This window comes from Flavobacterium sp., from assembly GCF_049318325.1.
Taxonomy (GTDB): domain Bacteria; phylum Bacteroidota; class Bacteroidia; order Flavobacteriales; family Flavobacteriaceae; genus Flavobacterium.
Genome location: NZ_JBMOGQ010000003.1, coordinates 20861 through 45452, shown reverse-complemented (window position 1 = coordinate 45452; position 24592 = coordinate 20861). Strand labels below are relative to the sequence as shown.

Here is a 24592-nt window from a genome sequence, read left to right as displayed (position 1 = left end):
AACAGAAAATAATCAGTTCCGAAGTTCGCAACTGACGCCAAGCGTGGGAACGTTATGGCTGATCGCTTTAGAAACCGGGATATAAAACAGTAAAAAAAATGGAGATTCTTGTAAAGATTATAACATTTACACTACTTGCAAGTCTAATCGCTTCTCCATTTTTCGTGATATATTGTTTTAATAAAATGAAGTGGCGTAAAAATTTCATTGGCTATATCATTTTGGGAATTTTAATAACCTTTATTTTAATAGTGATTATGGGTTGGTGGGGTGATTTTTCAAATCATATTTTACTTACACATTACGGCTATAATTTTGAGGCTATGAATAGCGCTGAAAGATTTGAAAATGTAGATGTTGAAAATTTGGACAAAGTAAACGTTTTAGAAAAGAATATGTTGGGAGTTGGATGGCCTCTCAAAGTAATTATGTTTTATATATTTTTTTCTCCTGTACTTCTAATTCTTTACAGTTTAGTTTACTATTTCATAGTGAAAAAGAAAAAAGAATTAGTTTCTTAAGTTGCGACCAAGCCATAACAACTGACAAACGCAATCTCTGGTTTTCGGTAATTTTATTTTCCTATTTTCGTTTTTTCTAAATTTAGAAAAAACTCAGTTCCTTAGCCACGACAGTCTTCTGTCAGCGAAACGTTACCAGTAAGCGCCAAAAAAATCGAAATAAATTAGACGTTTACGTAGTAAATTATTATTTTTGTACGTAAATAAATTTATTATGAATACTAAACTCACATTAAATCTTGACAAAGGCATAATAGACCAAGCGAAAAACTATGCGAAAGATAATAGCATAAGCCTTTCTAAACTTATCGAAAATTATCTTGATTCTCTAACAAAAAGATCAGAGAAAAAATCCAAAATTAGTCCATTAGTACAGAGCTTAACTGGAGTTATTCCGAGTGGAAACTATGATGACAGAAATGATTACAAAGATTATCTTTCTGAAAAATATTCATAATGGAAAAACTTTTAGTTGACACAAATATCGTCATAGACTTACTTTCTAAACGAGAAGATTTTTTTCAAGAAGCGCAAGAATTGTTTACGCTTGCGGACAATAAAAAAGTTGGGCTTTATGTTTCCGCTTTAACTTTTGCAAATACACATTATTTACTTTCTAAACACCAAAAACTTGATGAAGCTAGAAAAACATTAATCAAATTTAAAGTGTTGGTAGAAGTTTCCCCATTAGATGATAAAATTGTAGAACTTGCTTTAGTTTCGGATTTCAGAGATTTTGAAGATGCAATTCAATATCATACTGCTATAGAAAATGGAATTGATATTATAATTACGAGAAATAAAAAAGACTTTAAGAATTCGAAGCTGCCAATTATGACAGCAAAAGAATACTTAAAGAAATAAGTGCCTGCTGCTAACTCCCGTTTCTCGCAATTCCATACTTGTATTAAATTCACGTTTGCACTTCGTAAGAGCTTTTACCATATAAATCGGCTATGCCTTTTTCGGCAATGAGCTATTGCACATGAATCCTAGTAGAAACAACACCAACTTCTTGTTAAAAAAAATGAACAATACTGATTTCGCAAATTAGTGTTAGAATTTTATTGTTTTATATTGAAGATAAAACTAATTATCAGAAAATAAAAAATTAAATAAAAGTTAAAATTTCTTTTTTGATAGTAATACTATTATATTTGCAAATAAATTATTATTGAGATTTTGAAACTAAAAATATTAATCCTTTTAATTGCATTTACAAGTACTAGCCAAGTTGCTTTTTCTCAAGAAAAAAATAATCTTGGTTCATGGAACATTCTAAATGTAACAATGAAAATAAATCCGAAATGGAGTGTGTTTTCTGAAGGCCAAATTCGGAGTTTATCATTTTATGATGAATTTCATTATTATGAGTTAAAAGCAGGAATGACTTATAAAATAAAACCTAATTTTTCGGTTACAACAGGTATTGGAGATTACAATACTTATAGCGAAGGTGGAAATTTTGAATCACCCATTCAAAATAATGAAATTCGAACTTGGGCTCAAGTCAATTTAAAAAACCCTTTTGATTATATCGTTTTTGAACATCGATACCGAGCGGAACAACGATTTACTTCAAACGGATTCCGAAATAGATTTAGGTATAGATTATCAGCCACGATTCCTTTACAAGAAAAAAAAATAGAACCCAAAACCTTTTATTTGAGTGCTTGGAATGAAATTTTCTTTACAGACAAGGAGCCATTTTTTGAAAGAAACCGACTTTTTATAGGAGGTGGTTATGAGTTTTCAGAAAATTTAGCGATTCAAACTGGATATATTTATCAATTTGATTATAAAATTAACGACGAAACGGGACGCGATTTTTTTAACATTTCATTACTATACAATTTTGATTTAAAACAAAAGGGAAATCATGATTTTCATCCTTCAACAAATGATTAAAAAATGAATAATTTATTATTATCGTTAAAAATCCAAATTAATGACAAAATATATGTCAAAGACCCTGAGACTTCATCGCTTGGCAGAAAGATTATTCAGGAAAGCATCATCTTAATCGATGAAATTGGTTTTGAAAATTTTACTTTTAAAAAGCTTGGCGAACGGATTGGCTCTAATGAGAGTTCTATTTACCGCTATTTTGAAAGCAAACACAAATTATTAGTTTATCTCTCTTCGTGGTATTGGAGTTGGATTGAATATAGATTGGTTTTTATTACCAATAATATAGAAAGTCCAATAGAAAAATTAAACAAAGCCATCATGGTAGTCACTCAAAAAATTGAAGACGACAGCCAAACCGAACATATAAATGAATCTATTCTAAATAAAATTATTATTACAGAGTTTACCAAAACAATGATGACTAAAGAAATAGATACTGAAAACAAAGAAGGTTTTTTCTTAATATATAAAAGAGTTATCAATAGATTAGTAGCCATGATTGAAGTAGTGAATCCTCAATATGCCTATTCTAAAAGCTTAGCTTCATCAATTGTAGAAGGCGCATTACACCAACATTTTCTTAAAACCCATTTGAAAACCATAACAAATTGTAATGAAAACATATCGCCAACCGAATTCTATTTAAACTTAGTTGCCCAAACTTTAAAATCATAATCATGTCAATATCGCCATTACAACGATTAATTAATTTATTAAAATTAGACAAAAGAGATATTTCTCAAGTCTTTTTCTATGCTATTTTTGCTGGATTGGTAAGTTTATCTTTGCCGCTGGGAATACAGGCTATTATTAATCTTATACAATCCGGAAGAGTAAGCGTTTCTTGGATTGTTTTAGTCATAATTGTAATTATTGGAGTTGCTTTAGTTGGCATTTTATCCATCATGCAACTTAGAATCACTGAAAATTTACAACAAAAAATATTTGTTCGCTCTTCTTTTGAATTTGGTTATCGTTTACCAAAAATTAAGTTCGAAGAACTATATAATCAATACCCACCAGAATTAGCCAATCGTTTTTTTGATACTATAACTATTCAGAAAGGAGCTTCAAAATTATTGATAGATTTTTCTACCGCATTACTTCAGATTGTTTTTGGGATTATTTTGCTTTCATTGTATCATCCGTTTTTTATTTTCTTTGGGTTAACATTACTCTTCTTACTTTATATCATTTTTAAATTTTCCTATAATTCCGGACTATCAACCAGTTTAAAAGAATCTAAATTCAAGTATAAAGTAGTGAGTTGGCTACAAGAAATAGCGCGCAATAATTTCAGCTTTAGAAAAGAAACAAGTTTTGAATTTGCATTAAATAAAAATAACAACTTAGTATCTCAATATTTAGACTATAGAGAAAAACACTTTGAAATAATAAAAAGACAATACTTTCAATTGATCATTTTTAAAGTGATTATTACTGCGGGATTGCTTTTTATTGGAGGCTATTTAGTACTGAATCAAAAAATGAATATAGGCCAATTTGTGGCTGCAGAAATCATCATTTTATTGGTAATAAATTCAGTAGAGAAAATTGTAGTAGGTTTAGAAACATTGTATGATGTTTTAACTGCAGTTGAAAAAATTGGGCAAATAACTGATTTCCAGATAGAAACTTCGCAAAGCATAACCAATGAAATATGTTATAATAACATTTCAATAGAAGCTGAAAATATTAATTATAAGTTTCCTGAATCAACAGCTAATGTCTTAAATAAAATTAGTTTTAAAATAGAAAATTCTGAAAAAATACTCTTAGACGGCGATAATGGTTCCGGAAAAACCACTTTAATTAGAATATTATCAGGACTTATCCAGCCTACTTCGGGAGCCTTTTTTATTAATGATGATACTTATAGAAAAATAGATTTACAACAATATCGTTCCCAAATTGCAACAATTATTAACGGTGAAACGCCATTTGAAGGAACCATTTTAGAGAATATAACTTTCAATAATCCTGCTATTACTCAAGAAAATATTAAATGGGCGATTGAAAGTGTAAAATTAGGCTCATTTATTAAATCGTTACCAAAAGGGTTGGAAACAAAAATTTTTCCAGAAGGGAAACAACTCTCTTCTTCTAATGCTCAAAAAATTCTTTTAGCAAGGAGCATTGTGAATAAACCAAAAATTCTTTTTTATGAAGATGCTTTAGACCGAATGGATGCTGATGTTGCTAAAGAAATCATTGACTTTTTAACTTCAAATGAAAATAAATGGACATTAATTGTGTCTTCCAAAAACCCTTATTGGAAAGAAAAATGCACACGAAAAATAACTATGCAAGAAGGAAAAATCAGTAACGACACTAAAACTATTTAATCATGCTCAATATTTCTAACAACAACTTGATTACTGAAAAAATTGAACATTTTAGCACAGTAAAAAACTTAAGCTACAGGCCACATTATAAGGTATTAAATAAAATTATTTTTGGTGTTTGCATGCTTGGATTAATCATTTTATTTCTGCCTTGGACCCAAAATATTTCTGGTTCTGGAGCGGTAACAACTCTTAAACCAGATCAACGACCACAAACTATTCATACGGCTATCGCAGGTAGGATAGAAAAATGGTATGTTAAAGAAGGAGATTTTGTAAACAAAGGTGATACTATTTTATTCATTTCTGAAACAAAAGAAGATTACCTTGATCCGAACTTAGTTAAAAATACAGAAAGTCAAATGAAGGCAAAAGAAATGGCGCAAGTTTCTTATGGTGGAAAAGTAACTACACTTTCAGCTCAAATTGCGGCTATACAAAGCGAAAAGAATTTGAAACTTCAACAAGCTAAAAATAAAATTAGACAAAGTTATCTTAAAGTAAAAAGCGACAGTATTGATTTAATAGCGGTTAGAACTCAAGTGAAAATTGCCAATACCCAATTCAATCGTGCAATTGCTTTAAACAAAGAAGGTCTAAAACCATTAACTGATGTTGAAGAAAAAAGACTAAAACTACAAGAAGTTGACGCTAAAATCATCACACAAGAAAACAAACTTTTAGCCAGCGAGAATGAACTAATTAATGCGAGAGTAGAAGTCAATCGAATCATGGCTGAATACAATGAAAAAGAACAAAAAGCAAGAAGTGATCAATATACCGCATTAAGCAATCAATATGATACCGAAGCTCAAGTAAACAAATTAAAAAACCAATATACTAATTATCAAATCCGAAACGGAATGTACTATATTAAAGCCCCACAAAGTGGTTATGTTAATAGAGCTTTACAGTCAGGAATTGGAGAAACTATAAAAGAAGGAACTCAAATAGTTAGTATCATGCCATCAAAATATGACATTGCTGTTGAAACTTATGTAACTCCAACCGATTTGCCTTTGGTTCATAAAGGAGAAAAAGTAAGAGTTTGGTTTGATGGTTGGCCTACAATAGTATTTTCAGGTTGGCCTAATATGAGCTATGGAACTTTTGGCGGAAAAATTGTTGCTGTCGAAAATTTTATTAGTGATAATGGTAAATTTAGAGTTTTAATTGCACCTGATGCAGAAGAAGAACCTTGGCCAAAACAAATAAGTATTGGATCTGGTGCTCAAACCTTAGCATTACTAGATAATGTTCCAGTTTGGTTTGAACTTTGGAGAAACCTAAACGGATTTCCTCCAAATTATTATCAACCAAAAAGTGGAAATTCACAAAAAGAAAAAAAATAATGAAATCAATAGTTTTTGGATTTTTATTTATTAGTTTTTTGGGGGTTGGTCAAACGATGACTCAAAAAGAATTTACCTATAACGAATTTTTAGGTTTTGTGAAAAAATACCATCCAATGGTTAAAAGTGCGGCTTTAAATATTGGCGCTGCACAAGCAAACTTAATGATGGCACGTGGTGGTTTTGATCCAAAAATTGAAGTAGATTTTGAACAAAAGAAATTTAAAGACAGTGAATATTACTCAATTCTCAACAGTAGTTTCAATATTCCAACCTGGTATGGTATAGAAGTAAAAGTAGGTTTTGATAACAATGAAGGCATTTATCTCAATCCTGAGAACACTGTCCCAAATCAAGGATTAACTTCATTAGGAATAAGCATTCCTCTTGGACAAGGTCTGTTTATCAACCAACGAATGGCTGACTTACGAAAAGCAAAATTACAAATCAAATTAAGCGAAGCTGAACAAAAACTTCAAGCCATCGCGGTTTTATTTGATGCTTCTGTAGCCTATTTTAATTGGAAAAGAAATTATAATGAAATGAAGCTTTATGAAACCTATGCCAAAAATGCACAAGTCAGATTTATAGGTGTAAAATCACTTATAAGAGAAGGTGACAAACCTTCTATTGATAGTGTCGAAGCAGGGATAATTGTAAAAAATCGGTTGTTGAGTTTAGAAGATTCTAAATTGAAATTAAATAAAGCCAAGCTCGAATTATCCAATTTTCTTTGGCTCGAAAACAACATTCCGCTCGAGTTAGCTGATGAATTAATCCCCGAAGAAAATTTACAACAAACCATTCAAGAAACATTACGAACCAATGAATTATTAAATACTGATATTTCTATTACAAATCATCCCAAAATTAATGCGCTTCAAAATAAAGTCGATATTTTAACTGTTGACAAAAAACTGAAAGCTAACATGCTCTTATCAAAAATTGATTTAGGATACTCCTACTTATCAGAGCCAAGCTATTTCGATGATTATAAATTTCAAGATTATAAAGTAGGTTTAAATTTCTCATTCCCTTTGTTCTTAAGAAAGGAAAGAGGTAGTTTAAAAATTGCTAAATTTAAAGTTCAAGATGCACAACTTGAACTAGATTTAGAAAGGGTACAACTGAAAAACAAAATTAATGCGCAACAAATTGAGATTACATCTTTATTAAAACAAGAAGATATTATTTCTGATTTAGTAAAAGATAATAATACGATGCTGACTTCTGAAGAACGTTTATTTTCCTTTGGAGAAAGCTCTATTTTCTTAATCAACACTAGAGAAAACAATCTTGTGCTTAGTCAATTATCAAAAATAAATGTCGAGAATAGGTTTTTTGTATCCAATGCTGAACTATTTAAAATCATGGCAAATCCAGAATAACTAAAGTTAAAATAATTACTTTTGCCAACTGAACCGAGTCCAATGTTCAAAGGAACAAAGTAAAATTTACTATACATGATTATTCCAAAAACTGCCGAAGAAATTGAATTAATGCGCGAAAGTGCTTTATTGGTTTCTAAAACTTTAGGAGAAGTTGCCAAAGTGATTAAACCTGGTGTAACCACTTTAGAATTAGATAAACTAGCAGAAGAATTTATTAAAGATAATGGCGGTATTCCAGGTTTTCTTGGACTCTATGGTTTCCCAAATTCACTTTGTGTTAGTCCGAATGCACAGGTTGTACACGGAATCCCAAATAACATTCCGTTGCAAGAAGGCGATGTTGTTTCGGTTGACTGTGGTGTATTGAAAAACGGATTTTACGGGGATCATGCTTACTCTTTTGAAATTGGTGAAGTTGCTCCGGAAGTAAAGAAACTTTTAAAAGTTACTAAAGAATCTCTTTACGTAGGAATGAGAGAATTCAAAGCTGGAAACCGAGTAGAAGACGTTGGCAATGCCATTCAAAAATATTGTGAATCTCACGGATATGGTGTAGTGCGTGAATTGGTAGGTCACGGACTAGGAACCAAAATGCACGAAGATCCAGAAATGCCAAACTATGGGAAACGTGGTCGCGGTAAATTATTCGTCGAAGGAATGGTCGTTGCCATTGAACCGATGATTAATATGGGAACCAAAAACATCAAGCAATTAAAAGACGGTTGGACAATTCTGACTGCTGACGGAAAACCAAGTGCTCATTTTGAACATAATGTAGCTTTGGTAAATGGTAAACCTGAATTGCTTTCAACTTTCGACTATATATACAAAGCATTAAGAATTATAAGTAATGAGGAAGATGAATTCAGAAACACAGATTCCACAAATTTCCACAGATTTTAGGGTGGAAGATTTTTATCTAAAAGAAGAAACCTATCAAATAATTGGTTTGTGCATGGAAGTCCACAAAATTCTTGGCAAAGGGCATAATGAAAATGTATATGGTGATGCTTTGGAATATGAGTTTAAAATGAATAATATCCCATACGAAAGAGAAAAGAAATACAACATTGAATACAAAGGCATTGTGCTTCCTAGGTATTATTTTTCTGATTTTACAGTTTTTGATGAAATTATATTAGAACTTAAAGCCATTGAAAAACTATCTAAAAGTGAATTAAAACAAACCTTAAACTATTTAGCTGCTTCTAAAAACAAGATTGGTTTACTAATCAATTTTGGTGAAGATAGTTTAAAATACAAACGTGTTATTCTATAATTTAATCTGTGAAAATCTGTGAAATCTGTGTTTAAGTTTATTCTGAATACCATTCCGAGGCCAATTCTTATTCGCTTAAGCATTGTCGTTCGTCCAATATTGGCTTTTTTATTAAAAGGAAGTCGTTTTACTGACCCAATCGACGGAAAAAGTTTCCGTATGTTTTTGCCTTACGGATACGGAAACCAAAGAAATAATGTGCTTTCTCCGAGTACACTTTCGTTAGAAAGACATCGGTTATTATGGTTATACCTTCAAAACGAAACGGATTTCTTTCAATCTGAACTAGATTCAGATTATCCTGTAACCCAAAACAAACGAATTAAATTACGAAAAGATGCTGAAACCAGTTCAGCATTAAAAGTATTGCATTTTGCACCTGAACAAGAATTCTACAAGCGTTTCAAAAAGCAAACTAATATCGAATATACTACTACTGATTTACTGTCTCCCTTGGCAGATGTGAAAGCTGATATTTGTAATTTACCTTTTGAGGATAATATATACGATATCATTTTTTGCAACCATGTCTTAGAACATATTCCTGATGATTCTAAAGCGATGCAAGAATTGTTTCGTGTATTAAAACCTGGCGGAATGGGAATATTTCAAATCCCACAGGATTTATCAAGAGCTAACACCTTTTCCGACGACACAATTGTTGATCAAAAAGAACGCGCGAAAATATTCGGGCAATACGACCATGTTCGTGTGTATGGCAGAGATTATTTTGACAAACTTAGAAGTATTGGTTTTAAAGTAATTGAAGAAGATTATACCCATAAAATAGCACCTGAATTAGTGGAAAAATATTGTTTGGCAAAAGGAGAAATTATTCCGATTTGTTTTAAGTAAAACATAATTATTGGCATATTCTTAATTAGTTAATTTAGTATCTTTACATTTCTTATTTTCAAATTATGCTAAAAAAGTTGCTGTTTCTTTACCTATTATTAGTAGCAATTATTTCTTACTCTCAAGTTGAAAAAGAAATTATTCCACCATATAATTTTAAAACTATAAGCTTTTTGCAAAATGGTCAAAATGTAATTCCAATTTTTAGATTAGGTGATTCATTCCAATTTGTGTTTGATGATTTGTATGGTACAGAAGCCAACTATTTTTATACTATAACCCATTGTGATTATGATTGGAAACCATCACAATTAGCAAAGCAAGAATATCTAAATGGTTTTGATGACCAAAGGATTCAAGATTATTCCAATTCATTAACTACTCTTCAATTATATTCCCATTACAGGCTAACTTTTCCCAATAGACTTACTCAATTTAGAGTAAGTGGTAATTATATGATAAAGATTTTAGACGATGATAAAAATATTGTCTTTACAAAAAAGTTTATTATTTATGAAGAACTCGTTTCGGTTCCAATGCAAGTAAGAAGAGCTAGAAATGTTGCAGTTGTTGAAAAAAAACATAATATAGAATTTTCTATAAAATCTGCCATTATAAATTTTCAAAGTCCTTTACAAAATGTAAAAGTAATGCTACTACAAAACGGAAAATTTGATTCTGCAATTACTAATATAAAACCTCAATTTACAATTGGCAATGATTTAATTTATCGATACGATAAAGAAACACAGTTTTGGGCAGGAAATGAATTTTTATTTTTTGAAAACAAAGACATTCGCGCTGCCAACAACAGTATTGCAAGAATTGACTCCAAAAGTGGACTCTATAATGCCTATTTGTATTTGTCCCAAGCAAGAGCGAACTCACCCTACACCTATTATCCAGATATTAACGGAAATTATATTGTGAAAAACATCGGCCGAGAAAATAATGAAATTGAAGCAGATTATGCTTGGGTTTTTTTCTCACTTTCAGCCCCAGCATTTTATGAAAAAAAGTCTATCTATGTAAATGGCATGTTTAACAACTTTGCTATTGGAGAAGAAAATAAAATGGATTACAATTCCGAAAAAGGAATCTACGAAAAAGCAATTATGATAAAACAAGGGTTTACGAATTACCAATATGTAATTGCAGATAGTAACGGAAAAATAGATGAAGAAAATGCCATTGATGGTAACTTTTTTCAAACAGAAGACAATTATTTTGTTTTAGTTTACTATAAAGAAAACAACCAACGGTATGATAGGATTATAGGAAGAGGAATTGCAAGTTCAGTTGATATAACTAACTAAAAATTAACACTAAATTAATCCACCGACCAGTATTTTTTATAATTTTGATTTCGTTTTATATTCTTATTTATGGTTACTCAAATAACAAGAGGCATAAAAATTTCGGTTTTAACTAGTTTTGAAGGTACCTACTTCAAGAACTACAAGCTTCATTTTGCCTTTAGTTATGAAATTACCATAGAAAATCACAGCAAGGATTCTGTTCAGCTAAACACTCGTCATTGGGAAATCCTTGATTCTCTAAATAATATTGAAATTGTAGACGGCGAAGGTGTAATTGGTAAAAAACCAGTACTAAAACCTGGCGAAAAACACACTTACAATTCTGGTTGTTTGCTTTCCTCTCCTTTTGGTGCAATGAGTGGTTATTTTAATATGATTAATTTCACTACCACAAAAACTTTTAAAGTTCTAGTACCTACTTTTAAATTAAGCGCTCCATTTGCTTTGAACTAATTTTGGCTTTACTTCTTAATAAAATTCAAAATTTCCTTTGTACTTTTGTACACTTTAGATATCTGTTATCTAAAAATCTGAGATGTCTAATAATCTAATAATCTGAATAATATGCCAAAAGGATTTTTTCATGTGCCAAAAGCGGTCAATGAACCCGTAAAATCATACGCTCCGAATTCTCCGGAAAAAGCAGCAGTTTTAGCAGCTTATAAAAAAATGTGGAATGAAACCATTGATGTTCCAAACTATATAGGCAGCGAAGAAATTCGTACCGGAAATACCAAAAACATGACGGCACCGCATGACCATCAACATGTGGTTGGAAAATACCATTTAGCAGAAAAAGTTCATGTTGAAAAAGCTATTACCTCTGCGCTTGAAGCCAGTAAAAAGTGGGCTAATATGGCTTGGGAACAACGTGCTGCTATCTTTTTGAAAGCTGCTGAATTAATTGCAGGACCATATCGCGCAAAGATTAATGCAGCTACAATGATTGCACAGTCAAAAACTATATATCAAGCTGAAATTGATGCCTCTTGTGAATTAATTGACTTTTTGCGCTACAACGTAGAATTCATGGCACAAATTTACAACGACCAACCAAAATCAATTTCTGATGTTTGGAACCGAGTTGAATACCGTCCTTTGGAAGGATTTGTTTATGCAATTACCCCATTTAACTTTACGGCGATTGCAGCCAACCTTCCAGCAAGTGCTGCATTAATGGGTAATGTTGTTGTATGGAAACCAAGCGACAGCCAAGTATTTTCTGCAAAAATAATTATCGATGTTTTCAAAGAAGCCGGAGTTCCTGATGGTGTTATCAATGTAGTTTTTGGTGATCCTGTGATGATTACAGATACTACTTTGGCACATCCTGATTTTGCCGGAGTTCATTATACAGGTTCAACTTTTGTTTTCAAAGAAATCTGGAAAAAAATAGGATGTAATATCCATACTTATAAAACCTACCCGAGAATTGTTGGAGAAACCGGTGGAAAAGACTTCGTTTTGGCGCATCCGAGTGCGAACGTAAAACAAGTTGTTACCGGAATTACCCGTGGCGCCTTTGAATTTCAGGGGCAAAAATGTTCAGCTGCTTCCAGAGGTTACATCCCACAAAGTTTGTGGCCAGCTGTCAAAGAACAATTGATTTACGATGTAAAATCAATGAAAATGGGTTCTCCGGAAGATTTTAGCAACTTTATTACGGCTGTAATTCATGAAGGTTCATTTGACAAATTAACGAGTTATATCGATCAAGCTAAAAAAGATGCAGAGGCCGAAATTATTATTGGTGGTAATTATGACAAATCAAAAGGATACTTCATTGAACCAACTGTAATTGTTACTGCTAATCCAAAATATGCCACAATGGAAACCGAGCTTTTTGGTCCAGTGATCACAATCTATGTATACGAAGATGCCAAATGGAATGAAACTTTGGCTTTAGTTGACGGAACTTCAGAATATGCTTTGACAGGAGCTATTTTCAGTCAAGACAGATACGCTATTGAAGAAGCTACTTTGGCATTACAAAATGCTGCAGGAAATTTTTATATTAATGACAAACCAACCGGAGCTGTTGTAGGAATGCAACCATTTGGTGGAGCTAGAGCTTCGGGAACAAATGACAAAGCGGGTTCAATGCAAAACTTATTGCGTTGGGTTTCTCCACGAACCATAAAAGAAACTTTTGTCACTCCTGAAGATTACCGTTATCCGTTTTTAGGAGAATAAATCGTACTATAATTTTTTAAATGTCCAAGAATAAACTTGGACATTTATTATACATTTGGCTTTAAATAAATTAAATGTAAAATTCTTTTAAATAATACTATAATGAAAATAAAATTACTTTTAACATTTCTTATTATCACTTCTATTAGTTTAGCTCAGAATCAAGTAAATTCATTTTACGGCACCAATGGTTCTATTGTTTCAGCAATTGCCAATCCAAATACACTAAATCATGGTGCAGGAGGTGTTAATCAAAACTGGACTTTTAGTGGTTTTGTACCTCTTGAAAATACAACTTATACTTATGTTGCTCCAACAACTTCGGAATCTTCAACCTATCCTGGTACTACCAATGTAATTGTTTCGACTTCAACTGCAGCTACTGGAAAAATGTTTACAAAAGCTGCCGGGGCAACTGTTTCGATAACCGGTTTAGATTCTTCCGGATTAAATATTAACTTCAATGGCGGCATCGGTGGAAGTGGCAATGCAACATTGGGAGCTTTTCCAATGGTTTATCCGTTTACCAATACCGATAATAACGTCAGTGGAAACTACGTTTATGGAACTAATTCGGGAACATTTTCAGGAACATTAACCACAACAGTTGACGGTTATGGTGTTTTAAATTTACCTGATTATAGTTACACAGGTAATGTAACCAGATTAAAAACTGTACTTTCGGTAACTTTATACCTAGGCATTTTCCCAGTAGGAACGGCTTCTCAAACCACTTATGCTTATTATGAGCCAACCGACACATCGAACAATTTTAAATTTAGAAGTCTTAACACAGTTGTTGTAGCATCTGTAGCGGGGATTAACCAAAATGACACAACATATGAATTAGGGACAATGCCAATTTTGGGAAATGCTCAAAATACGTTACAGTCGGTTTGGATTCAAAATCCAGTACAAAACTCAATTAATATCAATTCATCAAACACCATTGAAAATGCTACCATTTATGTTACGGATATGCTGGGAAAAACTATTTATCAAGCAAAAAACGAATCAATAAATGGCACATTGGAAATTCCGGTTACACTAACTAAAGGAATATACCTCATCACAATCGAAAATGAAAAAGGAAGTGTAAAGAAGAAAATTGTTAAAAGTTAATACTAAAAAGCCCTTAAACAAGGGCTTTTTTTATGCTTTGAACTTTAGTGGTAAATGAACAACTTTTTTAGTTTCGAAAAATTCGTCTTTAAAGAATTCAGCAATGTTATATTCGGTTGCTTTTGGGAAGTCTTTTAACTCTTCACTCAAATCTCCACCTTTTAAATAAAGGATGCCATTAGGCAATTGGTGTTTGTTTTGCTTTTTGATTTTGTCTTTTATCCAGAAAACAAAATCGGGCATATTGGTTACGGCTCGACTTACAATAAAATCGTAATCGCCTTTTACTTCAGAAGCTCTTATTTGTTCCGCTTTTACATTTTTTAATTCTAAAGCTTCCATGACAGCTTTCACCACTTTGATTTTTTTTAGAATTACATCTATCAAATAAAACCTTGTTTCAGGAAACAAAATCGCTAATGGAATTCCAGGAAAACCACCGCCAGTGCCAACATCTAAAATATAGGTTCCAGGTTCAAATGGTTGGATTTTAGCAATAGCTAGCGAATGTAATACGTGTTTGGTATATAGTTCATCTATATCTTTTCTAGAAATCACATTAATTTTAGTATTCCATTCATGGTAAAGCTCTTTCAATTTTTTAAACTGTAGTATTTGATTTTCAGTAAGATTAGGAAATTGTTTCAGAATTTCTTCCATAAATTAAATTTTTAACAAAAATAGTGCATTTGGTTAATAATTATGATTTGTTTATAATCTTTAAAAAAATTATAATAATTATCTTTGGAAAAATTTGAATAAAAAAACATGGACACCACAACGCCTATTTTTTCTAAAAACGATTCGCTTAAATTCTTTAGAACTCTAAATTCAAGAGTTAATAATTACTTCAAAGAAAATAATCTTGAGAGAACCGGAAACTGGAAGCTGCACTTGAAAACAATAGTGATGTTTTCCATTTTCCTTACTCCTTATTTCTTTTTACTAGCTATGGACATGCCTTTTTGGGTTTATCTTTTACTAAATGTAGTTATCGGAGTTGGAATGGCAGGTGTTGGAATGAATGTTATGCACGATGGGAATCATGGCGCCTATTCTTCTAAATCCTGGGTCAATAAATTTATGGGCGGAAGTATTTATATTTTGGCCGGAAATGTATACAATTGGCAAGTGCAGCACAATGTGTTGCACCATACTTACACCAATATTCTTGGCCATGATGAAGATTTAGAAGCAGGAAGAATTATGCGTTTTACAAAAGAAGCAAAATGGTATCGTTTTCATAAATTCCAACAATATTATTCCATTTTTCTTTATGGATTATTAACTTTCAATTGGGCAATCACAACCGATTTCTTTCAAATGAAACGCTATTTGAAAAGAAATTTATCTTATGGCGAATTCAAAAAACCTTCAATTCGTTGGACAACTTTAATCATTACTAAAGTTATTTATTTCTCTATTTGGATAATATCGCCAATGGTAATGGGAATCACATGGTGGAAAGTAGTTTTAGGATTTTTGGTAATGCATTATACCGCCGGAGTTATATTGAGTGTGGTTTTCCAATTAGCTCATGTTGTGGAAGAAACTGAAAACCCGATTCCTGATGATAATGGCGAAATCGAGAATACTTGGGCTATTCATCAATTATTTACCACTGCTAATTTTGCGCCTAAAAACTGGTTGGTAAATTATTATACCGGAGGATTAAATCACCAAGTAGAACATCATTTATTTCCTAATATTAGCCATATTCATTATGGGAAAATTGCTGAAATCGTAAAACAAACAGCCAAAGAATGTGAGTTGCCATACTACGAATTCAAAACAACTAGAGCTGCAATCGTTTCTCACTTTAGACATTTAAAAGAGCTTGGAAGACAGCCTCAATTAGCCTAATATTTTCCAATAAACGCCTTTATCGGCTACGCTGTATTTAACAAAATTAACATTATAATGAGTATTTTATCGGATAGAATTAATAATTTATCTACGTCGCAAACTCTTGCCATGGCAGCATTAGCAAGAGAATTAAAAGCACAAGGAAAAGACATAATCAGTTTAAGTCTAGGTGAACCCGATTTCAATACTCCCGATTTTATCAAAGAAGCTGCTAAAAAAGCTATCGATGAGAATTATAGTACGTATACGCCTGTTGATGGATATGTTGAATTGAAAGATGCAATTTGCAGAAAATTCAAACGCGATAATAATTTAGATTACAAACCTGCAAACATCGTTGTCTCTACAGGGGCGAAACAATCATTATATAATATTGCACAAGTAATGCTTAATGATGGCGATGAAGTTATTCTCCCTGCACCTTATTGGGTTTCTTATTTTGAAATTATAAAACTTTCTGGCGGTGTTCCTGTTGAAGTACCAACTTCAGTAGAAACCGATTTTAAAATGACCGCAGCGCAATTAGAAGCGGCCATTACACCAAAAACGAAAATGATGTGGTTCAGTTCGCCATGTAACCCAAGTGGTTCAGTTTATAATCGCGAAGAATTAACTGCCATTGGTAAAGTTTTAGATAAATACCCAAACATCTATATCGTTTCTGACGAAATCTACGAACATATTAATTTTTCAGGAACGTTTTGTAGTATTGGTTCAATTCCAGGATTGTTTGAAAGAACCATTACCGTGAATGGTGTTGCCAAAGCTTTTGCTATGACTGGTTGGAGAATTGGATACATAGGCGCACCTGAATTTATTGCCAAAGCTTGTACAAAAATGCAGGGTCAAGTGACATCCGGAGCAAACTCTATTGCGCAAAGAGCTACCATCACTGCAGTTGACGCTGAACCAAAAGTGTTAAATGAAATGGTGTCGGCATTTAAAAACCGTAGGAATTTAGTAGTAGAATTAGCCAAAGAAATTCCTGGTTTAAAAATTAATATTCCCGAAGGCGCTTTCTACCTTTTCCCTGATGTTTCCTCTTACTTTGGAAAAACATTACGAGGAAAATTAATAAATAATGCCGATGATTTATCAATGTATTTATTATCCGAAGCTAATGTAGCTACCGTAACTGGAGCTGCTTTTGGAAATCCAAATTGCATCCGAATTTCTTACGCCACAAGCGAAGAACTACTAACGGAAGCTTTCAAAAGAATCAAGGAAGCTTTAATCTAACATTTTAAATATAAAACCATTAAAGTGTTAATTTTCATTAAGTGTAGTAATTCTTAATCTTCTTAATGCATTAATGGTTTAAAAATATACCAATGGCAAAAATAGTATTACTCGGTTCTGGAGAATTAGGAAAAGAATTTGTAGTAGCGGCACAACGAATTGGGCAAACTATAATTGCCGTAGATAGTTATGAAAATGCACCTGCAATGCAAGTAGCACATGGATTCGAAGTGATTAATATGCTTGATGGCGAAGAGTTAGACCGAATTGTAGCCAAACATAATCCCGACTTTATAGTTCCCGAAATTGAAGCAATTCGCACGGAACGATTTTATGACTATGAAAAACAAGGCATAACTGTTGTTCCGTCTGCAAAAGCGGCAAATTTTACTATGAACAGAAAAGCCATTCGTGATTTGGCATCGAAAGAATTAGGATTAAAAACAGCCAATTATCGTTATGCAACTTCTGCCGAAGAATTGAGAAAAGGCGTTTCTGAAGTTGGCATTCCTTGTGTAGTAAAACCATTAATGAGTTCTTCTGGAAAAGGTCAATCAACTATAAAAACAGAAGAAGATATTGAAAAAGCATGGAATTATGCCGTGGAAGGTTCACGAGGTGATGTAGTTGAAGTAATTGTGGAAGCTTTTGTAAAATTCAATTCCGAAATTACTTTGTTAACAGTCACTCAAAATAATAATCCAACATTATTCTGCGCGCCAATTGGTCACCGACAAGAACGTGGCGATTATCAAGAGAGTTGGCAACCAGCAATAATTGCAAATAAAGACTTGTTAGAAGCTCAAGAAATGGCTCAAAAGGTTACAGAAGCACTTGGTGGCGCAGGACTTTTTGGAGTTGAATTTTTCCTAACTGATGAAGGTGTTTATTTTTCAGAATTATCACCAAGACCACATGACACTGGAATGGTTACATTAGCTGGAACACAAAACTTTAACGAATTTGAACTGCATTTACGTGCCATTTTAAGTTTGCCAATATTTGAAATTACTATAGAAAAAGCTGGTGCAAGCGCTGTTATTTTAGCATCTGAGAACTCAGATAATCCAAAATATTCAGGAATTTCTTCTTTAGCCGCACTTCCTAAAACAGATTTTCGTATTTTTGGGAAACCAACTTCAAGACCATTTCGAAGAATGGGTGTCGTATTAACACATGACTCTCTCGAAATACCTATAGAAGTAGTAGTAATAAAAGCTAAAAGAGCTGCTAGTTTAGTAACTGTAAAACCTTAACATAATGAAAAATATTTTTTTAACTTTATTTCTTTTTATTTGCATTGCTACAAATGCACAAGACAAAGCAAAAACACAAATTGTAGAAGCTTCATGTGGTCAATGCCAATTTGGTATGAAAGACAAAAAAGGTTGTGATTTAGCTGTTCGAATTGACGGAAAATCATATTTTGTTGACGGAACTGATATCCACAAACATGGTGATGCTCATGCCACAGACGGATTTTGTTCTGCCGTAAGAAAAGCAGAAGTGGTTGGTGAGATTAAAGACAATAAATTTATAGCTTCAAGTTTTAAGCTTCTTCCAGTAGAAGGGCACGATAGCCACGAAGGTCACAAACATTAAAAAAATACAATTGTCCCGAATAAATCGGGACATTTTTTTATTACAAATTAATTAATATGAGCATGAAAAACACAATATTACATAAAGCCAATACTCGCGGACATGCAGACCATGGTTGGCTTAACGCTCACCACACTTTTAGTTTTGCGAGCTATTATAATCCAGATAGAGTTCAGTTTGGCGTATTGCGTGTTTTAAATGATGACATTGTCGCTTCAGGCATGGGATTCGGAACACATCCACATGATAATATGGAAATAATTACAATACCTCTCGAAGGTGATTTGGCACACAAAGACAGCATGGGCAATACCGAAGTTATTAAATTTGGAGATGTGCAGGTAATGAGCGCCGGAACTGGAATTCAACATTCAGAATTTAATCCGAATCATGATAAAAGAACTAATTTGTTACAGATTTGGGTGTTCCCAAAATATAGAAATGTAGTACCACGTTACCAACAAATTACACTTGACACATCCGATCGTCACAACAAATTACAACAAATACTTTCTCCTAATACTGATGATGCTGGCGTTTGGATACATCAAGATGCTTGGTTTCACATGGGTAATTTAGATAAAGGAAATTCAATTGATTATAATCGCAAAAAAGAAGGCAACGGTTTGTATGTTTTTGTAATAAAAGGAAGCCTAAAAGTTGATAGTCAGCAATTGGAAGAACGCGATGGGTTAGGCATTACAGATTTTGACAAAGTAACTTTTGAAGCTACAGAAGATAACGAAATCTTGCTGATGGAAGTGCCCATGGTATCCTAATTATTTTTAAAAACCATATTTTTGCCAAAACTTTTAAAATTTACATAAAATGAAAGCATACGTTTTTCCGGGACAAGGAGCACAATTTACGGGTATGGGTAAAGATTTATATGATAATTCAGCTTTAGCAAAATCTCTATTTGAGAAAGCTAACGAGATATTAGGTTTCCGAATCACTGATATTATGTTTGAAGGCACAGCTGAAGAATTAAAAGAAACCAAAGTAACTCAACCTGCAGTATTCTTGCATTCCGTGATATTGGCAAAAAAATTAGAAAATTTCAATCCAGATATGGTGGCAGGCCATTCCCTTGGCGAATTTTCAGCATTGGTTGCTAATGGAAGTTTGTCTTTTGAAGACGGATTAAAGTTAGTTTCACAACGAGCTTTAGCAATGCAAAAAGCTTGTGAAATTAAACCTTCAACAATGGCTGCAGTTTTAAATTTAGACGATAAAATTGTGGAAGAAATATGTGCATCTATTGATGGTGTTGTTGTTGCTGCCAATTATAATTGTCCAGGACAATTAGTGATTTCAGGAGAATACAAAGCGGTGGAAATGGCTTGTGAAAAAATGAAAGAAGCCGGAGCCAAACGCGCCTTGATTTTGCCTGTTGGTGGCGCCTTTCACTCGCCAATGATGGAGCCTGCAAGAGAAGAATTAGCTGCAGCTATTGAAGCAACAACCTTCTCAACTCCAACTTGTCCGGTATATCAAAATGTGACTGCAACTGCCGTCTCATCTGCAGATGAAATAAAGAAAAACTTAATTATCCAATTGACTGCGCCGGTAAAATGGACACAATCGGTTCAACAAATGATAAAAGATGGTGCGACCAGTTTCACTGAAGTTGGTCCAGGAAAAGTCTTAGTTGGATTAGTAAATAAGATTGACAAAGAAGTAGAAACAATTTCAGCTTAAATTACCTATGAAAAAAATATTTTTAACCATTTCTCTGTTCTCATTTTTGATAGCTTGTCAAGACAAAACAAAAGAAAAACTAGACGAAGCAAAAGAAGCTTTGACCGAAGAAGTAAAAGCAAGTGTTGATTCGGTAAAAGAAAAAGCCGAAGCAAAACTTGATACATTGAAAGATAAAGCCAATGCCAAAATAGATAGCGCTAAATTAAAGGGTGCTGAAGAAATTGAAAAAGCAGCAAAAAAATTAAAGGAATCGATCAAGAAGTAAAAAAATTGTGCACTATGTTGAGAATTTTTGTATTTGTTGGATACAAAATTAACTTCTAACTTTTTGCTCCCATTTCCAGGCAGAAGCTAGTGCATCTTCTAAAGAAAATGCTGCCTTCCAACCTAAAACTTTATTTGCTTTATCGGTATTAGCATAAGCGGAGATTACATCTCCTTCTCTTCTGCCAACAATTTTGTATGGTAATTTTTGTCCTGAAACTTTTTCAAAAGCATTGATAACTTCCAAAACAGAACTTCCTTTTCCTGTGCCTAAATTGAATGTTTCTACTCTCTCAAGATTTTGTTTATTCAATAATCTTTGTAATGCTACAACGTGGGCTTTCGCCAAATCAACTACGTGAATATAATCGCGAATACAAGTACCATCCGGAGTTGGATAATCATTGCCATACACCGAAAGTTCTTTTCGTATGCCTATTCCCGTTTGGGTAATAAATGGCACTAAGTTTTGGGGAACTCCAATTGGCAACTCTCCTATTTCAGCACTCGAATGTGCTCCAATTGGATTAAAATAACGTAGCAAAACCGAATTGATATTGGTAACTTTTACAACATCATTTATTATTTCTTCACCGATTTGCTTCGTATTTCCATAAGGTGAATTTGCCGGTTGAACAGAAGCATCTTCCGTAATTGGCATTTTTTCGGCCTGACCATAGACCGTACAAGACGAGCTGAAAATAAAATTAGCTTGTGGTAAATTTGCCAGTTCTTGAAGAAGATAAACTAGTGAATTAATATTATTTTCATAGTACAACAGTGGATTTTCAACGCTTTCACCAACCGCTTTTGATGCCGCAAAATGAATTACGCCCATAATATCTTGATGCTTTTTGAAGAAATTTTGGATAGCCAATTTTTCTCTTAAATCAATATTTTCAAATAACAGTTTTTTGCCTGTAATTTTCTCAATTCCGTCAAGAACTTCAAAAGAAGAATTGGAAAGATTGTCAATTGCTACTACTTCAAAACCTTCATTTTGTAATTCAACTACTGTGTGTGAACCTATAAATCCTAAACCGCCAGTTACTAGTATTTTCATATTTATTTAGATGATAGATGATGGACGAATGGATAATAGAAGGTTAATGTTGAATGTCTATTTTCCATTTTCTATAATCTTTGCTCTTTATTTTAAAAACTCTAAAACACTATCCGTAATAAATTTGATTTGCTCGTCATCAAGCTCAGTGTGCATTGGCAATGAGATTACTTCTTTAACCAATTGATTTGTAACCGGAAAATCTTCTTCTTTATATCTTGAATCTACATATGCTTTTTGTGAATGCAACGGAATTGGATAATAAATAGCACATGGAATTCCTTTGGCTAACAAATGCTCCATTAAAGCGTTCCTGTCAGCATCAATAATTCGTAAAGTATATTGATGAAAAACATGGCAATCACAAATATCACAAATACTTGGAGCAATTATATTTTTGTGTCCTTCAAAAGCTGAAGAATATTTGCGTGCCGCATTCTGTCTGGTTTTATTGTAACCATCCAACAATGGTAATTTTGCATTCAAAACTGCAGCTTGTATACTATCCAAACGAGAGTTTACACCAACCACATCATGATGGTAACGAACGTACATTCCGTGATTTACAATTCCGCGAATGGTGTGTGCTAAAGCGTCATTATTGGTAAAAATTGCTCCACCATCTCCATAGCATCCTAAATTTTTTGATGGGAAAAATGAGGTTGACGATACGTGACCTATCGTTCCTGCTTTTCTTTTAGTTCCGTCCGAGAATTTACAATTGGCACCAATGGCTTGTGCATTATCTTCTATTACATATAAATTATGCTCATTGGCAATTCTCATGATCGCTTCCATATTAGCCGCTCTTCCGAACAGGTGCACAGGGACAATTGCTTTAGTTTTTGGAGTTATTGCTTTCTTAATCGCATCTATAGAAATATTCATGTTTACTATATCAACATCAACCAAAACCGGAGTTAATTGCAACAAAGCAATTACTTCAACTGTAGCGGCAAATGTAAAATCGGCAGTAATCACCTCATCGCCAGGCTGTAATCCCAATCCCATCATTGCAATTTGCAACGCATCGGTTCCGTTAGCACATGGTATTACATGCTTGACGTCCAAATATTCTTCAAGATTTTTTTGGAATTCATGAACTTTTGGTCCGTTAATATAAGTTGTAGTATCTAAAACTTCTTGAATAGAAGCATCAACAGTAGATTTGATTTTTTCGTATTGACTTTTTAGGTCAACCATTTGTATTTTTTTCATACTTATGAAATTTGAGCCACAAAAGTAAGAAATTCTATAGTAGAATATCCAATTCGATAAAAGAAACGTATTTTAGCGCAACAAATTTTTGAGGATGCTTTTTCTGTATAATTTTTTAATACTTTTTGCTTCACAATTAGTGAAATTTTTGGCGATTTTCAGTCCCAAAATCAAGCTTTTTGTAGATGGGAGAAAAACTGTTTTTCAATCATTGGAAAGTAAAATCAGCTCTTCAGATAAATCGATATGGTTTCATGCAGCTTCGTTAGGTGAATTTGAACAAGGTTTGCCCGTGATGGAAAAAATCAAAAAAGAATTCCCAAATCATAAAATTGTGGTTACTTTCTTTTCACCTTCTGGTTATGAAGTTCGCAAAAATAATAGTATAGCAGATGTCTGTGTTTATTTGCCTTTGGACACCAAATCAAATGCGCAAAAATTCTTAAAACTTGTTCATCCCGATTTAGTTTTCTTTATCAAATATGAATACTGGCCCAATTATTTGAACGAGTTAAAGAAGCTAAATATCAAAACCTATTTGATTTCGGGAATTTTTAGAGAAAATCAGGCTTTTTTCCAATGGTATGGTGGATTTTACAGAAATGCCTTAAAGGCGTTCGATCACTTTTTTGTTCAAAATGAAAGTTCAAAATTGTTACTTCAGAAACTTGGTTACAAAAATGTGAAAATATCAGGTGACACAAGATTTGACAGAGTTGTTTCGATTTTAGAAAGAGACAATTCTTTGGATTTTATCAAGCAATTTAAAAACAATACAATTACAATTGTTATTGGAAGTTCTTGGCCAAAAGATGAAAGTTTATTGGTAAATTATATCAATCAAACTAATGTGAAAGTAAAATTCATCATTGCACCGCATAATATTAAAGTGGAACAAATTCAGGAATTGAAAAATTCTATTACTAAAAAAACCATTTTGTTTTCTGAAAAAGAAAACACGGATTTATCCAGTTATGATGTTTTAATCGTTGACACCATTGGCATTCTGACCAAAATTTACAGCTATGCTGATATTGCTTATGTTGGCGGTGGTTTCGGGAATCCTGGTGTTCATAATATACTTGAACCTGCGACATTTGGAATTCCGATTATTGTAGGACCAAATTATTCTCATTTTGCTGAAGCTGTTGCTTTAGTTCATCAGGAAGGCTGCATATCTATTGCGAACCAAAATGAACTTAATGATACTTTTTCTAATTTGATTTCCAATGAAGATATTCGACTAGAAAAAGGGCATATTTGCAGTACTTATGTACAGATGAATAAAGGCGCGACAGAGGTTATTTTAAAACATATTTATAACAAATAAACAATATTACAAACTCAT

The 24592-nt window shown here is 32.8% G+C and carries 26 protein-coding genes; 23 read left to right on the top strand and 3 right to left on the bottom strand.

Annotated elements, in window-relative coordinates:
• Positions 1-185 precede the first annotated feature (185 nt).
• From ACOYLP_RS01070 to ACOYLP_RS01000, 15 genes are all read left to right on the top strand, one after another.
• Complete coding sequence (locus ACOYLP_RS01070) at positions 186-521, top strand: hypothetical protein (RefSeq protein ID WP_422854315.1); 336 nt, start codon at positions 186-188, stop codon at positions 519-521.
• Positions 522-735: 214 nt separating this feature from the next.
• Positions 736-978 (top strand): DUF6364 family protein, encoded by a 243-nt coding sequence (locus ACOYLP_RS01065; RefSeq protein ID WP_422854314.1) that lies wholly within the window; start codon positions 736-738, stop codon positions 976-978.
• Entirely contained in the window at positions 978-1385 is a 408-nt protein-coding gene (locus tag ACOYLP_RS01060; protein WP_422854313.1) for a type II toxin-antitoxin system VapC family toxin, read from the top strand. Before ACOYLP_RS01065 ends, ACOYLP_RS01060 begins: the two co-directional genes overlap by 1 nt.
• Positions 1386-1703: 318 nt before the next feature.
• Positions 1704-2429 carry a DUF2490 domain-containing protein gene (locus ACOYLP_RS01055; protein WP_422854312.1) on the top strand — a complete coding sequence of 242 codons (726 nt, stop codon included), beginning with the start codon at positions 1704-1706 and terminating at the stop codon, positions 2427-2429.
• 3 nt (positions 2430-2432) lie between these two features.
• Positions 2433-3107: a TetR/AcrR family transcriptional regulator gene (locus ACOYLP_RS01050; protein WP_422854311.1), complete on the top strand. Its 675-nt coding sequence runs from the start codon at positions 2433-2435 to the stop codon at positions 3105-3107.
• A gap of 8 nt (positions 3108-3115) precedes the next feature.
• A complete protein-coding gene (locus tag ACOYLP_RS01045) occupies positions 3116-4777 on the top strand; it encodes a peptidase domain-containing ABC transporter (RefSeq protein ID WP_422854318.1) in 1662 nt (553 codons plus the stop codon).
• Positions 4778-4779: 2 nt separating this feature from the next.
• On the top strand, positions 4780-6129 hold the full coding sequence (locus tag ACOYLP_RS01040) for an HlyD family secretion protein (RefSeq protein WP_422854310.1): 1350 nt from the start codon (positions 4780-4782) through the stop codon (positions 6127-6129).
• Complete coding sequence (locus tag ACOYLP_RS01035; protein WP_422854309.1) at positions 6129-7517, top strand: TolC family protein; 1389 nt, start codon at positions 6129-6131, stop codon at positions 7515-7517. Before ACOYLP_RS01040 ends, ACOYLP_RS01035 begins: the two co-directional genes overlap by 1 nt.
• 75 nt (positions 7518-7592) lie before the next feature.
• Entirely contained in the window at positions 7593-8423 is an 831-nt protein-coding gene (gene map, locus ACOYLP_RS01030) for a type I methionyl aminopeptidase (protein WP_422854308.1), read from the top strand.
• On the top strand, positions 8380-8799 hold the full coding sequence (locus tag ACOYLP_RS01025; RefSeq protein ID WP_422854307.1) for a GxxExxY protein: 420 nt from the start codon (positions 8380-8382) through the stop codon (positions 8797-8799). Before map ends, ACOYLP_RS01025 begins: the two co-directional genes overlap by 44 nt.
• Before the next feature lie 18 nt (positions 8800-8817).
• Complete coding sequence (locus tag ACOYLP_RS01020) at positions 8818-9654, top strand: class I SAM-dependent methyltransferase (RefSeq protein WP_422854306.1); 837 nt, start codon at positions 8818-8820, stop codon at positions 9652-9654.
• 65 nt (positions 9655-9719) lie between these two features.
• Positions 9720-10970, top strand: coding sequence for a DUF5103 domain-containing protein (locus tag ACOYLP_RS01015; protein ID WP_422854305.1), 1251 nt, complete (start codon positions 9720-9722; stop codon positions 10968-10970).
• Between the two features lie 69 nt (positions 10971-11039).
• Positions 11040-11426, top strand: coding sequence for a Co2+/Mg2+ efflux protein ApaG (gene apaG, locus ACOYLP_RS01010; protein ID WP_422854304.1), 387 nt, complete (start codon positions 11040-11042; stop codon positions 11424-11426).
• Positions 11427-11537: 111 nt separating this feature from the next.
• On the top strand, positions 11538-13166 hold the full coding sequence (gene pruA, locus ACOYLP_RS01005; RefSeq protein ID WP_422854303.1) for an L-glutamate gamma-semialdehyde dehydrogenase: 1629 nt from the start codon (positions 11538-11540) through the stop codon (positions 13164-13166).
• A gap of 102 nt (positions 13167-13268) precedes the next feature.
• Positions 13269-14288, top strand: coding sequence for a T9SS type A sorting domain-containing protein (locus ACOYLP_RS01000; protein ID WP_422854302.1), 1020 nt, complete (start codon positions 13269-13271; stop codon positions 14286-14288).
• Between the two features lie 30 nt (positions 14289-14318).
• On the opposite strand, the gene rsmG is transcribed toward ACOYLP_RS01000, so the two are convergent.
• Positions 14319-14948 (bottom strand): 16S rRNA (guanine(527)-N(7))-methyltransferase RsmG, encoded by a 630-nt coding sequence (gene rsmG / locus ACOYLP_RS00995; RefSeq protein ID WP_422854301.1) that lies wholly within the window; start codon positions 14946-14948, stop codon positions 14319-14321.
• 108 nt (positions 14949-15056) lie between these two features.
• Here rsmG and ACOYLP_RS00990 point away from each other — a divergent pair, with 108 nt between their 5' ends.
• From ACOYLP_RS00990 to ACOYLP_RS00960, 7 genes are all read left to right on the top strand, one after another.
• A complete protein-coding gene (locus ACOYLP_RS00990; RefSeq protein WP_422854300.1) occupies positions 15057-16151 on the top strand; it encodes a fatty acid desaturase family protein in 1095 nt (364 codons plus the stop codon).
• A gap of 57 nt (positions 16152-16208) precedes the next feature.
• Positions 16209-17393, top strand: coding sequence for a pyridoxal phosphate-dependent aminotransferase (locus tag ACOYLP_RS00985; RefSeq protein WP_422854299.1), 1185 nt, complete (start codon positions 16209-16211; stop codon positions 17391-17393).
• A 92-nt stretch (positions 17394-17485) separates the two neighbouring features.
• On the top strand, positions 17486-18649 hold the full coding sequence (purT, locus tag ACOYLP_RS00980; protein WP_422854298.1) for a formate-dependent phosphoribosylglycinamide formyltransferase: 1164 nt from the start codon (positions 17486-17488) through the stop codon (positions 18647-18649).
• Positions 18650-18653: 4 nt separating this feature from the next.
• Positions 18654-18995 (top strand): DUF6370 family protein, encoded by a 342-nt coding sequence (locus ACOYLP_RS00975; RefSeq protein ID WP_422854297.1) that lies wholly within the window; start codon positions 18654-18656, stop codon positions 18993-18995.
• A gap of 62 nt (positions 18996-19057) precedes the next feature.
• Positions 19058-19774 (top strand): pirin family protein, encoded by a 717-nt coding sequence (locus ACOYLP_RS00970; RefSeq protein ID WP_422854296.1) that lies wholly within the window; start codon positions 19058-19060, stop codon positions 19772-19774.
• A 49-nt stretch (positions 19775-19823) separates the two neighbouring features.
• A complete protein-coding gene (gene fabD / locus ACOYLP_RS00965) occupies positions 19824-20696 on the top strand; it encodes an ACP S-malonyltransferase (protein ID WP_422854295.1) in 873 nt (290 codons plus the stop codon).
• Positions 20697-20703: 7 nt separating this feature from the next.
• Complete coding sequence (locus ACOYLP_RS00960; RefSeq protein ID WP_422854294.1) at positions 20704-20964, top strand: hypothetical protein; 261 nt, start codon at positions 20704-20706, stop codon at positions 20962-20964.
• A gap of 48 nt (positions 20965-21012) precedes the next feature.
• Here ACOYLP_RS00960 and galE read toward each other — a convergent pair whose 3' ends face one another.
• On the bottom strand, positions 21013-22026 hold the full coding sequence (gene galE / locus ACOYLP_RS00955) for a UDP-glucose 4-epimerase GalE (protein WP_422854293.1): 1014 nt from the start codon (positions 22024-22026) through the stop codon (positions 21013-21015).
• Positions 22027-22113: 87 nt separating this feature from the next.
• Positions 22114-23244 (bottom strand): DegT/DnrJ/EryC1/StrS family aminotransferase, encoded by a 1131-nt coding sequence (locus ACOYLP_RS00950; RefSeq protein WP_422854292.1) that lies wholly within the window; start codon positions 23242-23244, stop codon positions 22114-22116.
• Between the two features lie 94 nt (positions 23245-23338).
• Here ACOYLP_RS00950 and ACOYLP_RS00945 point away from each other — a divergent pair, with 94 nt between their 5' ends.
• The gene (locus ACOYLP_RS00945) at positions 23339-24574 is read left to right on the top strand and encodes a 3-deoxy-D-manno-octulosonic acid transferase (protein ID WP_422854291.1); all 1236 of its coding nucleotides are present in this window, start codon (positions 23339-23341) and stop codon (positions 24572-24574) included.
• Positions 24575-24592: the final 18 nt, after the last annotated feature.

Bases quoted from the DNA above. Each gene is read 5' to 3' on its own strand.
- fabD (WP_422854295.1), top strand. From the start codon at position 19,824: ATGAAAGCATACGTTTTTCCGGGACAAGGAGCACAATTTACGGGTATG.
- purT (WP_422854298.1), top strand. From the start codon at position 17,486: ATGGCAAAAATAGTATTACTCGGTTCTGGAGAATTAGGAAAAGAATTT.
- apaG (WP_422854304.1), top strand. From the start codon at position 11,040: ATGGTTACTCAAATAACAAGAGGCATAAAAATTTCGGTTTTAACTAGT.
- ACOYLP_RS00945 (WP_422854291.1), top strand. From the start codon at position 23,339: ATGCTTTTTCTGTATAATTTTTTAATACTTTTTGCTTCACAATTAGTG.
- ACOYLP_RS01035 (WP_422854309.1), top strand. From the start codon at position 6,129: ATGAAATCAATAGTTTTTGGATTTTTATTTATTAGTTTTTTGGGGGTT.
- ACOYLP_RS01050 (WP_422854311.1), top strand. From the start codon at position 2,433: ATGAATAATTTATTATTATCGTTAAAAATCCAAATTAATGACAAAATA.
- ACOYLP_RS01000 (WP_422854302.1), top strand. From the start codon at position 13,269: ATGAAAATAAAATTACTTTTAACATTTCTTATTATCACTTCTATTAGT.
- galE (WP_422854293.1), bottom strand. From the start codon at position 22,026: ATGAAAATACTAGTAACTGGCGGTTTAGGATTTATAGGTTCACACACA.
- ACOYLP_RS01065 (WP_422854314.1), top strand. From the start codon at position 736: ATGAATACTAAACTCACATTAAATCTTGACAAAGGCATAATAGACCAA.
- ACOYLP_RS01070 (WP_422854315.1), top strand. From the start codon at position 186: ATGAAGTGGCGTAAAAATTTCATTGGCTATATCATTTTGGGAATTTTA.
- ACOYLP_RS01060 (WP_422854313.1), top strand. From the start codon at position 978: ATGGAAAAACTTTTAGTTGACACAAATATCGTCATAGACTTACTTTCT.
- ACOYLP_RS01040 (WP_422854310.1), top strand. From the start codon at position 4,780: ATGCTCAATATTTCTAACAACAACTTGATTACTGAAAAAATTGAACAT.
- pruA (WP_422854303.1), top strand. From the start codon at position 11,538: ATGCCAAAAGGATTTTTTCATGTGCCAAAAGCGGTCAATGAACCCGTA.
- ACOYLP_RS00990 (WP_422854300.1), top strand. From the start codon at position 15,057: ATGGACACCACAACGCCTATTTTTTCTAAAAACGATTCGCTTAAATTC.
- ACOYLP_RS00975 (WP_422854297.1), top strand. From the start codon at position 18,654: ATGAAAAATATTTTTTTAACTTTATTTCTTTTTATTTGCATTGCTACA.
- ACOYLP_RS00950 (WP_422854292.1), bottom strand. From the start codon at position 23,244: ATGAAAAAAATACAAATGGTTGACCTAAAAAGTCAATACGAAAAAATC.
- map (WP_422854308.1), top strand. From the start codon at position 7,593: ATGATTATTCCAAAAACTGCCGAAGAAATTGAATTAATGCGCGAAAGT.
- ACOYLP_RS01025 (WP_422854307.1), top strand. From the start codon at position 8,380: ATGAATTCAGAAACACAGATTCCACAAATTTCCACAGATTTTAGGGTG.
- ACOYLP_RS00970 (WP_422854296.1), top strand. From the start codon at position 19,058: ATGAAAAACACAATATTACATAAAGCCAATACTCGCGGACATGCAGAC.
- ACOYLP_RS01015 (WP_422854305.1), top strand. From the start codon at position 9,720: ATGCTAAAAAAGTTGCTGTTTCTTTACCTATTATTAGTAGCAATTATT.
- ACOYLP_RS00960 (WP_422854294.1), top strand. From the start codon at position 20,704: ATGAAAAAAATATTTTTAACCATTTCTCTGTTCTCATTTTTGATAGCT.
- rsmG (WP_422854301.1), bottom strand. From the start codon at position 14,948: ATGGAAGAAATTCTGAAACAATTTCCTAATCTTACTGAAAATCAAATA.
- ACOYLP_RS00985 (WP_422854299.1), top strand. From the start codon at position 16,209: ATGAGTATTTTATCGGATAGAATTAATAATTTATCTACGTCGCAAACT.